Genomic DNA, 15,390 nt, shown 5'->3' on the forward strand with positions numbered 1-15,390 from the left:
AATTGACAAAGTACGCTCAATTACTTTTTAATAGTGATTATTTGAGAGGAGATTTATTATGGTTTAATTAAACTTTGGTTAGAAGGGTCTGATATTTTTGAGAGGCGAGGAGGAGGGGGCAATTTAATCTATTATATGAATAATTTTCGGATTTTTTTTAAGTAAGAGAGTCGTTATAGATTTGGTTGCTGCCTAGCTTTATACTGTCGCCCCAGTGACAAAAGATGGTTCATACCAAGTCCGGCTTTAATACCCGCTTTTATTCTAGAGTCGGTGAAGACGGACAAAAGTGTGTGTAGGAGCGGTTTCAACCGCCGAGTCTCATTAAGGGGGTTTCTAACGCGGACTTGATATCAGTAATGATTTGGCTCACTAGGGTGCTAGGATGCACACGGAGCAACTCCTAGCTGCAAATCGGCTTTGCTGAGGGCTGCTGCAAACGGGAACTCGATCGCACCGAGCGCTCCTGAACATGATAGATTCAATAATCAGACAGACTTTTGTCAAAGTAAAGAACTGAGCGCTTACAGTCGATCGACCGATACGCCATGCCAGATTCCGAATTCTCAGATGATTTAAAATGGACGCCTGAAGCCAAGGCTAAGCTAAAAAATATTCCCTATTTTGTTCGGGGACAAGCTCGTGCCCGCATCGAGCAGTTGGCCCGCGAAGCCGAAACCGAAGTCGTCACCGTTGACTTAGTTGAGCAAGCTCGCATCGAGTTTGGACAATGAAGGATCGAAATGTACGCTAAAGCTTTAGACTATTAATTGCGTTGTAAGGACAAGGACTTAAAGAAATAGTGCGCAAAATAGTTATAGCTGGCAACTGGAAAATGTACAAAACTAGGGCAGAATCCCTAGAGTTTCTTCAAGGATTCATGTCCTGTCTGACGGAAACCCCAGAGGAACGGGAAGTCGTGCTTTGCGTTCCCTTCACTTCCTTGGCTGTCCTCTCGAAAAATTTGCATGGCAGCCGGATTAGACTCGGTGCTCAGAATGTTCACTGGCAAGAGTCGGGAGCTTTTACTGGGGAAATTTCCGGGCCAATGCTGAGTGAACTTGGTGTCCGTTATGTCATCATCGGCCACAGCGAGCGACGCCAATATTTTGGGGAAACTGACGAAACGGTGAATTTGCGGCTGAAAGCTGCTCAGAAATACGATTTAATTCCGATTCTGTGCGTTGGGGAAACCAAGCAGCAGCGAGATGCAGGCGAAACAGAAGCTCACATTTTTTCTCAGTTGGCAAAAGATTTGGTTGATGTTGACCAAAATAAGTTGGTAATTGCTTACGAGCCGATTTGGGCGATCGGCACTGGCGATACTTGCGAAACGAAGGAAGCTAACCGAGTTATTGGTTTGATTCGCAGTAAATTGACTAATCCTGGCGCGCCAATTCAGTACGGCGGCTCTGTTAAACCGGAGAATATTGATGAAGTTATGGCGATGCCTGAGATTGACGGGGTTTTGGTAGGCGGGGCTAGTTTGGAAGCTGCGAGTTTCTCGCGCATTGTCAATTATCAGTAATAGGTAATTGCTAATAGGTAATTGCTAAGTGGTAAGTGGAACAAGGGCAGCGGGAATTAAACAGCTATCGCCTACAATTGTGATGTGCCGTTGAGTGTTTCTCCGATCGGGAGAATTGACCTATGATTGCGAGCGTTAAACCAAAACCCACCTTAGAGGAGTTCCTAAAACTTCCTGAAACTGAACCAGCCTCAGAATTTCTTGACGGAGAAATCATTCAGAAACCCATGCCACAAGGTGAGCACAGCGTCCTTCAAGGTGAACTCTGCAAGACGATCGATCAAGTAACAAAAACTCAGAAAATTGCCCGTGCTTTTCCAGAGTTATACTGCACATTTGGTGGCGCATCAATCGTGCCAGATGTAGCAGTATTCCGATGGGAAAGAATTCCTTTTTTGCCCTCTGGTAGAATTGCTAACCGCTTTGAAATTAATCCAGACTGGTCGATTAAAATTCTCTTCCCAAGTCAAAATCAAACAAAAGTGCTGAGTAAATTACTTCACTGTTCGCGACACGGAACTGAGTTGGGGTGGTTATTATACCCAGAAGAAGAGAGTATTTTGGCAGTATTTCCAGGACAAAAAGTAGAACTGTATAAAGGTGCAGCTCTGTTGCCAATCATTGATAAAATTGAATTAGAATTGACAGTTGATACTGTTTTTAGCTGGTTAAGTTTTGGTTGAATTAACAATGGCGCTTCTGCTTGATTCTTTAGTCTCTTAGAGAGAGACTCCGTTTAACAAGAATCAATTTCAATCGCCGAGTGATGAGGTGATATGATAAATAACAAAAAAATTACAATTAGAAATAAAGTTTTCGAGTGGGGAAAACGCACTTATTTAATGGGCGTTTTAAATGTTACCCCTGACAGTTTTAGCGACGGCGGAGATTTCTTTACCCTAGAATCTGCTTTAGTGCAAGCGGAAAATATGGTAAAATCGGGGGTAGATATTATTGATATTGGTGGTCAATCTACTCGGCCCGGTGCAGCGGAAATATCCTCTTCAGAGGAGATCGATCGCGTTATACCTCTCGTACAGATACTGCGGCAAAAAGCGGAGAGTTTTGGCTCAGTTCCTATTTCGGTCGATACTACCAGAGCGCAGGTTGCGAAAGCTGCGGTTGAGGCGGGAGCTGATATCATCAATGATATTTCGGGAGCAACTTTTGACTCAGAAATGCTGTCAACCGTTGCTAAGTTAAAAGTGCCAATAATTTTGATGCACATTCGGGGAACTCCCCAGACGATGCAACAACTGACAGATTATCGGGATTTAATTGGGGAAATTCGGGACTTTTTCGAGAGTCGAATTGCGGCGACAGTTGCTGCGGGGATTGACAAATCTCAAATTATTCTAGACCCCGGTATTGGCTTTGCTAAGAATTACAGTCAAAACTTAGAAATTCTGCGCGAGTTGCCCAAATTCCGTGTTTTAAACTGTCCAATTTTAGTCGGAGTATCGCGAAAAAGCTTCATCGGTCACATTTTGAATCAGCCAGAAGCGAAACAAAGAGTTTGGGGGACAGCGGCGGCTTGTACAGGTGCGATCGCAAATTCGGCAGATATATTGCGCGTTCACGATGTCAGAGAAATGCGTGATGTCTCTCAGGTAGCCGACGCCATCTTCCGATATCAGTCTTGAGAAGTTTGAGTATCGATAACTTTCATTTCCCCGCCGCCATCTCCCGGAGAGATATCAGGGATAGACTCCATCAAATTGTTGAGGGCCTCTGACATATTTCTCGGATCCATAAACAGAATTTTGGCATTGTCGCTTTCGCCCAATTTTTGTTGAGCGTCTAAGTATTTTTCGGTTACTAAGTAATTCAAAACTTGCGTGCTATTGGGATGGGAGTCTAAAGCTTCAACTAAGAGCCTCATGTACTCCTTAGTGCCGATCGCCTTATTGACCATTGCTTGCCACTCGCTCTTCGTGGCGCGCTCCAATTCCATAGCTTCTTGCACCCTTTTAGGAGGTGTAATGCTTTGAATTTCTACGCGAATTACTTTGACGCCCCAAGTTTCTGTAGCTTCGTCCAACTTTTTGAGTAACTTTTTATTCATGTCATCTCGGGAACCCAAGATGTCTTGCATGGGCAATCGACCAATTTCAGCGCGAAACGTCGTTAAAACTAAGTTGGCGATCGCATTTTCAATTTGATCGATTCCATAATAAGCTTTCTGTAAATTCACAACCCGCCAATACACAACGGCATCGACTTCGAGAGCCACATTATCTCCCGTGATTGCTGACTGAGGTTTAATGTCTAAAACTCTTTCACGGCTTGTGTCCACGCAGACGACTTTTTCAACCAGGGGACTGATAAAGTGGAATCCTGGCTTGAGGGTGCGCTTGTATTGACCCAAACGTTCCACTAAAGCTTCGTCGCCACCGCTGACTATTTTGACGCTTGAGTTAACCGCGTAGCCGAGGATGAGCGCAAAGAGCATGGTAAGAATAGACTGCCCCATTTCTATTTTCCTGCTAAGGTTGACTGAGAATCGATCGGAATTCTACTCTAATTTAACTCAAACTCGGTCACACAGTGCTAAAATATCTCGACTGTTAATAACTAACTATTTCATCGGGTGGGCCCCATCGGCTCCGACTCTTACGGCGCTAGTGAAACCCAGGATATCAACAACACGTTTCCACAAAAGACATGAAAAACGATCGAGAGTTTCGCTTGTTCAAACCCTTGAGGTGGATCGCCCCAAGCATTTTGGTGGGTGCAGGAATCTGGAATGCAGCAGCGGCCGAACCGGCACAAGCTGAGCCAATCGCCCTGCAACTCTCGCAAAACTTGCAGTCGCAGAACTTGCAGACCCCGCGCCGAGGCCCTGCTGTTCGGGAAGTTATGTCCTACGAAATGAAGGGAGACGAACTCAGGATTTGCAAGCAGGAAGGCAACTCCGAGAAAAAGTGCCAAGTTGTAGGTAAAGGCTACACGGTGGGCTTGAGAACTGCCAACGACCTTTACGGTCAAGGAAATGCTGTCAATGCCGAAGCTTTGTACCGGCAACTAATGGCTCGCTATCCCAAACAAGCGGATGCTTATTACAAGTTGGGAAGTATGCTGTCGGGGCAAGGTAAAATGAGCGATGCGATCGCTCTATTCCAAAAAGCAATTGAAGTCAACCCGCAGCACGCCAAAGCTCACAACGATTTAGGCGTGGCGATGGCAAGTCAGGGGCAGTTGCCCGAGGCAATTGTTCAGTGGAGACAAGCCGTTAAAATTAACGATCGATATCCCGATGCTTTAAACAATTTAGGAGTCGGTTTGTACCAGCAAGGAGACAAGGAAAATCAAGCGGAGGCGGTAGCCAGCCTCAAAAAAGCTAAGGAGTTATTTATCAAGCAAGGTAGAACTCAAGCGGCTAACAGGGTCGATAAAATTTTGGAGGAAATTAATTCGCAGTCGAGCGACTCCTAAACTCAAGCGCCGATCGCACATTGAAAGAAAAAACATCTTTAGCGATCGGCGTTAATCAGGCTTTAGCAGCGGTTAAACAACCCCAACAACGAGCATTTAAAGCATTTCCTTCAAAACTTGTATAATCAAATCCCCATCCACCCGATCGCTCACAGCGGCCTCACCCAAGCGCACCGGCAGCACAAACCGCACCTTGCCATCCTGCACCTTCTTATCCAGTTGCAAAGTATGCAAAATTTCCTCAACATCCACACCCGCCGGCAATTTGGCAGGTAAACCCGCTTTTTCAAGCAAAGCAGACTGGCGGCGATCGCACTCTTGATCCCACATTCCCAACTCCACAGCCAACCGGCTTGACGCAGCCATGCCGATGGCCACTCCTTCCCCGTGATTGATCACCTTGTAACCGGTCAAACTTTCCACAGCATGACCGATAGTGTGTCCGTAATTCAAAATCGCCCGCAAACCCGATTCCTTCTCGTCTTTGCTGACCACCTCAGCCTTAGCTTGGCAAGACCTACTCAAAATTTCAGCCAACAAATCCGCCTTCACATAGCGCATTTGATCCAAACGCTTGCACTTCTCCAACTTCCCAAAAAGTTCAGCATCCCAAATCACCCCGTACTTGATAACTTCCGCCATCGCCGAACGAAACTCCCTTGCCGGCAGAGTTTTGAGTACATCCGGGTCAATTAACACCAAACGTGGCTGGTGAAAAGCCCCGATTAAATTCTTCCCTAAAGGATGATTTACCCCCGTTTTGCCACCAATAGAAGCATCAACCATCGCCAGCAGCGAAGTCGGAACCTGCACGACATTAATTCCCCGCAGCCAAGTCGCGGCAGCAAAACCCGTCATATCGCCCACAACCCCGCCGCCCAAAGCCACCATTGTCGAGGAACGTTCTAAACGGTTTTCCAAAGCCGCACCGTAAATCTTCTGTACCGAATTTAAAGTTTTGTACTGTTCTCCCGGTGGTAAAATGCAGCTACCGACTTCCAGACCGGCTGATTCGAGGGCTGCGGTTACTCTTTCGCCGTACTGCCGAAAAATCGACTGATTCGACACCAGCAGCACTTTTTTGCCCAAACTTAGATCGCCCATCAGACTGCCGAGTTCGTCTAAACCGCCCGATCGCACGCAAACATTGTAAGATTGTGGCCCCAAGTCAACTTTAATTATGGATTGCATATTTATCTAATTTAGATATTAGATTTTAGATTATAGTTCTTATATGTCTTTTTATTGATTGTTTTGGAGAAATTGCCATGACTCTTAGCGGAGCAATAACTTATTTTGGGCTTTTTGGTGGCATGATCGGCTTGGCGACAGTCCTGATGTTTGGTCTGCGGGCTGTCAAACTCATCTAATTTGCTAATTTAGATGTCTCAACCAGAGGATTTAATCTCTGGCAAAAGTATCCGTTCGACAAAGTATTTGCGCCAAAAATCTCTAGGTTTATCTGTAGATTGAGGGCGCAAATGCTTTGACTAATATAACTTTAGGCTATAATTGATTAATTTGATATTTGAATTATTGACAATTGCATGACCAATACTAATGAATCGAACCCCGAAGATACCTCTTGGCACGCAGCAACAGATCCAGAAAAGTGTTTGGAAATGGAACGAAAGTATGGATGGAAGTTGCTGCGAATTAAGAGAGTCGGAGGAGATATTTTAAAAGTCAATTGTATCTTTAAAGGAGAAACTCGCTTTCCTAACTATTTAGAAAATGAGGATGAAGATTAATTATGCGGAAATATATCATTTTTAAGGCTCAATCGATGTCAGCAGAAGGCTGGGAAAATAGAATGTTGGCTCACACTGGAGCAACAACTGATATTCTCTGCGAGTATTATGATTCCTCTGACGAACCCCTACCTCAACCAGGGAATCGTCCCTACGAGTTTTACCGAATTGAAGAGTTCGACGATCCGCAATTCCCCGATAGCGATACTCATTATCGAGTCGGAGATTGGGAAGTTGTCAGGGTGGAACAATACCCCACTGAGGCACCAGGAAGCAACTACGATTTGATTGCTGTATGTTATTGTCAGTACGCACCTAAACCTAGTCCGCTGATGCCAGTCCCAAGTGTTCGTATTTCGATCGACTCGTTTGGAGGAGATGAGGCAGCTTATCAGCAATATCTTGAGAATAACGCTAAATCAGAGGTTTATTCACCTTGAGGATGAAGGAGCGATCGCACTTGTTGTAAAACACGATCGCTCCTAATTAATTACACGATTCGTTCTAATTGAGTAGATCGAACTTCTGGCAATTTCTCAGCCCCTGTCGTATCAAAAACGATCGCGTGTTTAGCCGTCGGCAACAACCGCTGTAAAATCTGTATGTATCCCTCCGCATCGCCCCGGCGGTGGAACCGAGCAACCACCAATCGCTGCATATTTGGTAATTGCCGCACGATACACCAGGGATGAGTGTTTAATTTGGGCTTGGATGTTGGTATCATAGGGTAATCCTTCCCCACGTTCGTGGGGTGTGGTAGAAAAAGCGATCGCCCTTAAGTTTTCGAGGCTAGGAGGGCGATCGTTTTCAGTGTACATAGATATCATATGTTGCATACGCATCAATGTCAAGTTAAAACATGGGATACGTTAGACTGCGGATTCGAGAACTAGCTGAGCAAAAGGGTTGGACACTAAAGCAAGTTGCCGATCGATCCGGAGTTAATTACAACACTGTCAGAAGCTACGTTCAGCGCGATGCTTTGAATACAGCCGATCTTTCTGCTGTCTACAAAATTGCCCGCGCCTTCGACGTGACAATGGAAGATTTGGTCGAGATTTTGGAAGATTGAGGGCGCACCAATGGGGCGAGTTCGACTAAAGATTCGAGAGTTGGCAGAAGAAAAGGGCTGGACGCTGCAAGACGTGGCAGATCGCTCAGGGGTTAATTACAACACGGTTAAAGGGTACGCTAGACGCGATGATGGGATGAGTATGGTCGATCTGAGTGCCGTTCAGAAGATCGCCCTTGCTTTTGATGTCATGATTGAAGATTTGGTCGAGTTTTTGGAAGAGTAAGGGCGATCGCGCTAATGGGATATGTTAGATTACGGATTCGAGAACTAGCTGAGCAAAAGGGTTGGACGTTCAAAGAAGTTGCCGATCGCTCAGGAGTCAACTACAACACAGTAAAAAGCTACGGGAGGCGCGATGCTTTGAATACAGTCGATCTTTCTGCTGTCTACAAAATTGCCCGCGCCTTCGACGTGACAATGGAAGATTTGGTTGAGATTGTGGAAGATTGAGGGCGCACCAATGGGGCGAGTTCGACTAAAGATTCTAGCGCTGGTAGAAGAAAAGGGCGATCTCGCTAATGGGATACGTTGATTAATGTCGTACCTATCGCCGCCTTTTCTTTACTTGTTCGTAAAGCATATAACTAGCTTCTATAGCCGATCGCCCGCTTTCCCCTAAAATAATTTTTACTAGATCCCCAATCTAAAATCGAAAATCTAAAATCTAAAATCGAAATGACTCATTCCACCGATATCGTCACCCTCGCCCGCTGGATGGCGGCCGACTTCAGCAACCAAGCCCAAGCCTTTGAAAACCCGCCCTTCTTCGCCCACATCCGCGTCTGCATGAGGCCTTTGCCGGTCGAAGTTCTGGATGGCCTCAGCTTGTACCTAGAACAAGCCTACGATATTGAACTGAATGTACCGTATCGAGTCCGAGTTTTGAAATTAGTCCCGGTGGGCGATCGAATCGACATCGAAAATTATGCCATAGAAAACGAAGAACAATTCTACGGCGCGGCCCGCGACCCGCAACGGCTGCAAGAAATCAAAAAAGCACAACTGACTCTACTTCCTGGCTGCACGTTTATTACGCAGTGGACGGGCAACAGCTTCAAAGGGTCTGTCGAACCCGGAAAAGGCTGCATGGTCGTCAGAAAGGGCAAAAAAACCTATCTAGACAGCGAATTCGAGATTGACCAAGACAAGTTTATTAGCCACGATCGCGGACGTGACCCCGAAACCGATGCCCACGTCTGGGGAGCCCTTGCCGGCCCTTTTGAATTCACCCGCCGGGCCAGTTTCGCCGACGAAATTCCGGTTTAATCCAAAAAAAACAGAGTCCCTCCTGGGCGAACACGCTTGATTAAAGGTTCAGAATGCACCAATACCTGGTACATTAACCCAGTATTGGCAAGCAAGATTCACCGTTGATTTATGAAAGTCCTGGTTATTGGTGGCGATGGCTATTGCGGTTGGGCAACCGCACTCTACCTTTCTAACAAAGGTTACGAAGTTGGCATCCTCGACAGCTTCGTGCGGCGGCACTGGGATCTGGAACTGTGCAGCGACACCCTCACTCCCATCGCACCGATTCAGCAACGACTCCAGCGATGGCAAGATTTAACGGGCAAGTCGATCGACTTGTTCGTCGGTGACATCACCAACTACGATTTTCTCAGCAAAAGCATGAGAAAATTTGCACCAGAGGCTGTAGTCCATTTCGGCGAACAGCGTTCGGCACCTTTCTCAATGATCGATCGCGAACACGCAGTCCTCACTCAAGTCAATAACGTCGTCGGGACACTCAACCTGCTGTACGCCATCCGCGAAGACTTCCCCGACTGTCACCTAGTGAAATTGGGGACAATGGGCGAATACGGCACGCCGAATATTGACATTGAAGAAGGCTACATTACGATCGAACACAACGGTCGCAAGGATACACTACCCTATCCCAAACAACCGGGCAGTTTCTACCACCTGTCAAAAGTCCACGACTCCCACAACATCCATTTTGCTTGCAAAATCTGGGGTTTAAGGGCCACCGACTTAAATCAGGGCGTAGTCTACGGCGTGCTCACAGATGAAACCGGCATGGACGAACTGTTGATCAACCGTTTGGACTACGACGGAGTATTCGGGACAGCGTTGAACAGATTTTGCATCCAAGCTGCGATCGGTCATCCTTTGACCGTTTACGGCACGGGCGGACAAACCCGCAGCTTCTTAGACATTCGGGATACCGTGCGGTGCGTGGAATTGGCGATCGCCAACCCTGCCGAAGCCGGACAATTCCGCGTCTTCAACCAATTCACCGAACAATTCAGCGTCGGCGATTTAGCCTCCTTGGTGCAAAAAGCAGGCATGGCGATGGGGTTAAAAGTAGAAATCAACAACATCGAAAATCCCAGAGTCGAGAAAGAAGAACATTATTTCAATGCCAAAAACACCAACTTGCTAGACCTCGGTTTGCAACCGCACTATCTCTCAGATTCCCTGCTCGATTCTCTGCTGAATTTTGCTACAAAATATCAGCACCGGGTCGATAAAAACCAGATTTTGCCGAAGGTTTCTTGGAAGTAGGTTCTGGTATCTACCTGCGGGGTAAGAGATTTTTAACGAACCGCGAAGGCGCGAAGGGCGCGAAGTAAGAGAAAAGAAGGGAAGAGAGGAGAAATGTTTGCAACTTCTGAATGGGTTTCGCTGTAGATTACTTTTTTCATATCTATCTTTTTTATCTTTTGCTCTGTGTTCTCTGCGTCCTCTGCGCTTAGTTAAAAAATTGCCTAAGGTTTTTACTGCTGGCTTTTTGGGAATAAAGCCGTGAAAAGTCGAATTCTCATTCTGTTGCTTTTGGTGGTTCTGCCTGGATGTACAGCGAGTGCAGTTTGTAATGATTATTTAATATCGGAAGGGGCTGCATTAACGGCGAGTTATCAAAATTAGCGCCGAGTTAGCGAAGCCCCATCTACCACTGAAACAGAAATATCCATTGTCAGAACAGCAGAGGAAATTCACAGAATTAATTGCTTTGCCGAAGGTGGGGGATTGCTTTTAGGTGGGATAATTTTATCAATTGGCATTTAGGGAATTTGCTTGCATATTACCCCAAAAACCTCTCCCTCGGAATTAGTGGCAGTGAAACAGAAAGAAGAAGCGTTGAACAGCAGCCGATCGCACGCAATGACTTACTCCCCGCGAGACAGTGTATCCTGTCATCGACCCTGACTTCTTCCAGAGGCTAGGATTATCATCGGTTTCCTAAACAATTTATTATGAGAATCGCTCTTTTCACTGAAACTTTCCTGCCGAAAATAGACGGCATTGTCACCAGACTGATTCACACCGTCGATCATTTGCAGCGCGCGGGCGAACAAGTTCTGATATTTTCTCCAGATTACGGGATTAAAGAATACAAAGGCGCCCGGGTTTACGGTGTGGAGGGTTTGCCTTTGCCGATGTACCCGGAACTGAAAATGGCACTTCCTTCTCCGGCTGTCGGTCGCCAATTAGAGCAGTTTAAACCGGATATTATTCACGTTGTCAATCCCGCTATTTTGGGATTGGGGGGTATATATTACGGCAAAAAGTTCAACATTCCGATTTTGGCTTCTTACCACACGCATTTGCCGAAATATTTGCACCATTACGGTTTTGGAGTCCTCGAACCTTTATTGTGGGAATTGCTCAAAGGAGCGCACAACCAAGCAGAAGTGAATCTGTGTACTTCTACAGCAATGGTGGAGGAATTGAGAACCCACGGCATTGAGCGAGTAGATTTGTGGCAGCGGGGCGTAGATACTGAAATGTTTGTCCCGGAATTGGCAAGTCGAGAAATGCGATCGCGCCTTTCTGAAAATAACCCAGACAGTCCCCTGCTGCTGTACGTCGGCCGCCTCGGTGCAGAAAAAGAAATCGAACGCATCAAACCAGTCCTCGCAGCGATTCCCGACGCCCGCCTCGCCCTAGTGGGAGACGGCCCGCATCGGCAAACCCTTGAACAATATTTTGCCGGTACCCCCACTAATTTTGTCGGCTACCTCAAGGGGCAAGAACTCGCAACAGCTTACGCATCCGCCGACGCCTTCATTTTTCCCTCCCGCACCGAAACCCTAGGCTTAGTGCTCCTAGAAGCAATGGCTGCGGGGACGCCCGTAGTGGCGGCGCGCAGTGGCGGAATTCCTGATATCGTCACCGACGGTGTTAACGGATATTTATTTGACCCCGCCGACGAAGAAGGAGCACTAGCCGCCACCAAGCGTCTGTTTGCCAATCCCGAAGAACGGGAAACCTTGCGCCATAACGCTCGCCGAGAAGCCGAACGCTGGGGTTGGGCCGCCGCCGCTGCACAACTGCAGCGCTACTATCAATCAGTGGTATTTGCCGAGTCCATGCCCAGAGCGGCCTAAATGTCAGGAGCTCTAGCACCTCTAAACATCACCGCCAGCTTAGCTTCGCTGTTCGATCGTCAGTTGGTAGTGAGGAGGGATGTCCTCAAAGATTGATCAAACTTTTTTGCTGCATAAATTACCGTCGCTATCCTGCTGTTGCGTTTACCATTAAACTATGAGTAGCTCTGTAGGAATGCCTTGCGCGCTGCTTTCATAGCGCCCTTTACCTGACCGGATACGGTCGCCGAGTGCGCTAAAACAGTCACACCGCGCGCTGCAGTCGAGCACAGAGCGTCAAATCTACCTTGCACTCTTGATCGAACGAAAGTCTGGGAGCTACTTTTCCGGCGGATACGGTTCCGAACTCAAGTTCAGCTTTAATTGACGAACCCTCATCAGTATCCAGGTTGTAAAAAAGATCGATCGAGCATACATAACAAGCAAACTGAAGTTGCGTGCGCCACTTTTGAACTCACGATTCATCAAAGCGACAAGCGAGTGCCGATGCGCTTGCAAACAAATTCAAGAGTTTGCACCGCCGGCGAATCTCGCGCAGATCGACCTGCGGTCAGTCTACCCCTCTGAGCAAGCAGTTAATCATGACATTCTCCAATACTGGTAGCGTTCTGGCTACACTGACTCAAGTCAATTTTATGGGGGCATTGACCTCCCGTGTTAAGAGCCTGCCAGTTCCTGAATTAGTGTGCCTGCTGGACTTTATCACGGCTGAATTTCAGCAATTTATCCGGGCGATGGACCTGATTAACAATGAAGCACTCGAAACTCTCTTAGAGCAACTGTTAGATGCCTTCACTGTTAAAATTGGTCAGATTCTGCAAGCAGACCGGACAACAATTTTTTTGGTTGACTCCAACAAAAATCAACTGTGGCACAAAACAGTTGATCCACTTACGGGCGAGGATGTAGAAGTACGCTTGCCGATGGATGCAGGCATTTTAGGCTACGTAGCAACAACCGGAAAATCGATCAATGTCACCGAAGCTCGATCGCACGAGCATTTTAATTCCGAAGTAGACGAACCACCGGGCTATCAGATCGAGACCATGCTCTGTATGCCGATTTTTAGCAGCAAGAGCCAACACGAACCCGTAGCGGTGGTCAGACTCTTAAATAAAGCTGGCAATGTTTCCTTTAGCGAGGAAGACGAACAGCAGTTCCAGGCTTTTGCAGATTCGATCGGGATTATTCTCGAAAGCTGTCAGTCTTTCTACGTCGTCGCCCGCAACCAGCGAGGGGTTGCCGCACTGCTGAGAGCGACCACGACTTTGGGTCAAAGTCTTGACTTGGAAACAACTTTGCGCTCTGTCATGGATCAAGCTCGCGACTTGATGCAAGCCGATCGCAGCACGCTATTTTTATTAAATCGGGAAACTAACGAACTCTGGACAAAAGTCGCCAAGGCCGACGGCAAAACGATGGTAGATCTCCGCATTCCTGCTAATAAGGGAATTGCTGGCTACGTGGCTTCGACGGGTCAACCTCTAAATATTACAGATGCTTACGACGATCCCCGCTTTGACCCCTCTACTGACAGGCAAACGGGATACCGCACTCGGACTGTCTTGTGTATGCCGGTGCATAACGCTAAAGGTGAGCTGATCGGGGTGACTCAGCTAATTAATAAGAACCAAGGTACTTTCACCCCTTCCGACGAAGAGTTTTTGCGAGCGTTTAATTCCCAAGCGGGAATGGCGTTGCAAAATTCTCAACTGTTTCAGAACGTGATGGTCGAAAAGCAGTATCAGAAAGATATGCTGCAAAGTCTTTCTGATGCAGTGATTTCCACGGATTTGAAGGGGCGAGTTGTGACGATCAACGAAGCAGCCCTAGAATTGTTGGGGTGTCCGGTAAATCAACCTAAAAGCAAACAAAATCCCCAGAGTTGGGAAGATAAACTTGTGAATCGCTATGTTTGGGAAGTTTTGCCGATCGACAATTTGCAATTTCGACTAGAAGACAGTCTCAAAAATGCTGCCAGACATTACGTTCCCGAACAAAGTTTAACTTTGGGATTGTTGGTGGAAAAAACGCTAAATTCCCAACAAAAAGAAAAAGAAGAAGAAGAAGAAGAAGAAAGTTATATTTTGGCCGTGCCCGATCGCACAGATCCGAATTTATATTACGCTTGGGGCGAAAACCGCGCGTGGACTGAGGAAGTAGCGCTGGCAGAGTTAGCTAATGCCCAATCTCTATTTGCGCTGCGAAATTCGGCCCTGTATCACCCTTATTGTCCGCTGCCCATCCCCGCCTCTCGAATTAAAGTAATTGAACGTAGTTTGAATTTGACTGTCAACCCGCTGATCAATCCAGAGGGCGGCGTGCGCGGCGGTTTAGTGGTACTCGAAGACATCAGCCGCGAAAAGCGGATGAAAAATACGATGTACCGCTACCTGACTCCTGGGGTCGTAGATAAAGTGATGGCCTTGGGTGAAGGCGCCCTGATGGTGGGCGAACGCAAAGAAGTGACTATTTTATTTTCCGACATTCGCGGCTACACCACGCTGACCGAAAATTTGGGAGCGTCCCATGTGGTATCCCTGCTGAACGAATATTTTGAGACGATGGTGGAGGCCGTTTTCCACTACGAAGGCACTTTAGACAAGTTTATTGGCGATGCTTTAATGGCGGTGTTCGGCGCGCCCCTGCCGCTGAATCCCCCGGAAAGCCACGGTTGGATGGCGGTTCAGTCGGCTTTAGATATGCGCCGCCGTTTGAAAGAGTTTAATGATTCTCGCCCCGGTGCAGAGCCGTTTCGCTTCGGAATTGGGATTAGTTCCGGAGAGGTGGTTTCGGGAAATATTGGTTCTCAAAAGCGAATGGATTACACGGTAATCGGGGATGCGGTGAATTTGAGTTCGCGATTGGAACAGCTTACAAAGGAGTACGGATGCGATATAATTTTGAGCGAATTTACATACAGTTTATGCCGCGAAGGGATTTGGGTGCGAGAGTTAGACAAGGTGCGGGTTAAGGGTACAAATCAGCCAGTGGGCATTTACGAGTTGTTGCAAAATAGTTCTGAACCCATCGACGGGGAAACCCTTCGGTTTTTGGAACTTTACAGTAACGGTAGGGAGGCTTATATTGCTAGAAATTTTCACAAAGCTATTAATTGTTTTGAAGCGGCTTTAGCGATGCGACCGAACGATCGACCTGTGGAAGTTCACCTCGACCGCTCCTTAAGCTATTTGGAAGTACCCCCGCCCGATGATTGGGACGGCGTGCATACGATGACAACCAAGTAGT

General features: G+C 47.1%; 18 protein-coding genes. 15 read left to right on the plus strand and 3 right to left on the minus strand.

Annotated features, from left to right (window positions below):
* The first annotated feature begins 548 nt into the window (after window positions 1-548).
* The 4 genes from QUA70_RS16310 (at window position 549) to folP (ending at window position 3,171) form a co-directional block, all read left to right on the plus strand.
* Window positions 549-734: a PCP reductase family protein gene (locus QUA70_RS16310; protein ID WP_333348540.1), complete on the plus strand. Its 186-nt coding sequence runs from the start codon at window positions 549-551 to the stop codon at window positions 732-734.
* Between the two features lie 68 nt (window positions 735-802).
* Window positions 803-1,528 carry a triose-phosphate isomerase gene (gene tpiA / locus QUA70_RS16315; RefSeq protein WP_333348542.1) on the plus strand — a complete coding sequence of 242 codons (726 nt, stop codon included), beginning with the start codon at window positions 803-805 and terminating at the stop codon, window positions 1,526-1,528.
* A gap of 122 nt (window positions 1,529-1,650) precedes the next feature.
* Window positions 1,651-2,211: a Uma2 family endonuclease gene (locus QUA70_RS16320; protein ID WP_333348544.1), complete on the plus strand. Its 561-nt coding sequence runs from the start codon at window positions 1,651-1,653 to the stop codon at window positions 2,209-2,211.
* Between the two features lie 93 nt (window positions 2,212-2,304).
* On the plus strand, window positions 2,305-3,171 hold the full coding sequence (gene folP, locus QUA70_RS16325) for a dihydropteroate synthase (RefSeq protein ID WP_333348546.1): 867 nt from the start codon (window positions 2,305-2,307) through the stop codon (window positions 3,169-3,171).
* On the opposite strand, the gene QUA70_RS16330 is transcribed toward folP, so the two are convergent.
* Window positions 3,162-4,001, minus strand: a complete 840-nt coding sequence (locus QUA70_RS16330) for a stomatin-like protein (RefSeq protein WP_333333158.1) — start codon at window positions 3,999-4,001, stop codon at window positions 3,162-3,164. The two genes, folP and QUA70_RS16330, sit on opposite strands and share 10 nt — an antisense overlap.
* 191 nt (window positions 4,002-4,192) lie before the next feature.
* Here QUA70_RS16330 and QUA70_RS16335 point away from each other — a divergent pair, with 191 nt between their 5' ends.
* Window positions 4,193-4,963: a tetratricopeptide repeat protein gene (locus tag QUA70_RS16335; protein WP_333348548.1), complete on the plus strand. Its 771-nt coding sequence runs from the start codon at window positions 4,193-4,195 to the stop codon at window positions 4,961-4,963.
* A gap of 96 nt (window positions 4,964-5,059) precedes the next feature.
* On the opposite strand, the gene aroB is transcribed toward QUA70_RS16335, so the two are convergent.
* Complete coding sequence (gene aroB / locus QUA70_RS16340; protein ID WP_333348550.1) at window positions 5,060-6,154, minus strand: 3-dehydroquinate synthase; 1,095 nt, start codon at window positions 6,152-6,154, stop codon at window positions 5,060-5,062.
* Window positions 6,155-6,231: 77 nt separating this feature from the next.
* Here aroB and petL point away from each other — a divergent pair, with 77 nt between their 5' ends.
* The 3 genes from petL to QUA70_RS16355 all read left to right on the plus strand — a co-directional run bounded on the left by petL (window position 6,232) and on the right by QUA70_RS16355 (window position 7,154).
* The gene (gene petL / locus QUA70_RS16345; RefSeq protein ID WP_333102550.1) at window positions 6,232-6,333 is read left to right on the plus strand and encodes a cytochrome b6-f complex subunit PetL; all 102 of its coding nucleotides are present in this window, start codon (window positions 6,232-6,234) and stop codon (window positions 6,331-6,333) included.
* A gap of 177 nt (window positions 6,334-6,510) precedes the next feature.
* On the plus strand, window positions 6,511-6,714 hold the full coding sequence (locus tag QUA70_RS16350; RefSeq protein WP_333348552.1) for a hypothetical protein: 204 nt from the start codon (window positions 6,511-6,513) through the stop codon (window positions 6,712-6,714).
* A 2-nt stretch (window positions 6,715-6,716) separates the two neighbouring features.
* The gene (locus QUA70_RS16355; RefSeq protein ID WP_333348554.1) at window positions 6,717-7,154 is read left to right on the plus strand and encodes a hypothetical protein; all 438 of its coding nucleotides are present in this window, start codon (window positions 6,717-6,719) and stop codon (window positions 7,152-7,154) included.
* Between the two features lie 50 nt (window positions 7,155-7,204).
* Here the strand turns inward: QUA70_RS16355 and QUA70_RS16360 are convergent, their stop codons facing one another.
* Entirely contained in the window at window positions 7,205-7,438 is a 234-nt protein-coding gene (locus tag QUA70_RS16360; RefSeq protein WP_333348556.1) for a hypothetical protein, read from the minus strand.
* 135 nt (window positions 7,439-7,573) lie between these two features.
* Here QUA70_RS16360 and QUA70_RS16365 point away from each other — a divergent pair, with 135 nt between their 5' ends.
* From QUA70_RS16365 to QUA70_RS16395, 7 genes are all read left to right on the plus strand, one after another.
* A complete protein-coding gene (locus QUA70_RS16365) occupies window positions 7,574-7,786 on the plus strand; it encodes a helix-turn-helix transcriptional regulator (RefSeq protein ID WP_333139222.1) in 213 nt (70 codons plus the stop codon).
* Between the two features lie 10 nt (window positions 7,787-7,796).
* Window positions 7,797-8,012, plus strand: a complete 216-nt coding sequence (locus QUA70_RS16370; protein WP_333339991.1) for a helix-turn-helix transcriptional regulator — start codon at window positions 7,797-7,799, stop codon at window positions 8,010-8,012.
* A 14-nt stretch (window positions 8,013-8,026) separates the two neighbouring features.
* On the plus strand, window positions 8,027-8,239 hold the full coding sequence (locus QUA70_RS16375; RefSeq protein ID WP_333348558.1) for a helix-turn-helix transcriptional regulator: 213 nt from the start codon (window positions 8,027-8,029) through the stop codon (window positions 8,237-8,239).
* Between the two features lie 225 nt (window positions 8,240-8,464).
* Window positions 8,465-9,055 (plus strand): chromophore lyase CpcT/CpeT, encoded by a 591-nt coding sequence (locus QUA70_RS16380; RefSeq protein WP_333348560.1) that lies wholly within the window; start codon window positions 8,465-8,467, stop codon window positions 9,053-9,055.
* A 111-nt stretch (window positions 9,056-9,166) separates the two neighbouring features.
* Window positions 9,167-10,315, plus strand: a complete 1,149-nt coding sequence (locus QUA70_RS16385) for an NAD-dependent epimerase/dehydratase family protein (protein WP_333333147.1) — start codon at window positions 9,167-9,169, stop codon at window positions 10,313-10,315.
* A 692-nt stretch (window positions 10,316-11,007) separates the two neighbouring features.
* The gene (locus QUA70_RS16390) at window positions 11,008-12,141 is read left to right on the plus strand and encodes a glycosyltransferase (RefSeq protein WP_333333145.1); all 1,134 of its coding nucleotides are present in this window, start codon (window positions 11,008-11,010) and stop codon (window positions 12,139-12,141) included.
* Between the two features lie 581 nt (window positions 12,142-12,722).
* Window positions 12,723-15,389 (plus strand): GAF domain-containing protein, encoded by a 2,667-nt coding sequence (locus QUA70_RS16395; protein ID WP_333348562.1) that lies wholly within the window; start codon window positions 12,723-12,725, stop codon window positions 15,387-15,389.
* Window position 15,390: the final 1 nt, after the last annotated feature.

The organism is Microcoleus sp. LAD1_D5, from assembly GCF_036702115.1.
Lineage (GTDB): Bacteria > Cyanobacteriota > Cyanobacteriia > Cyanobacteriales > Microcoleaceae > Microcoleus.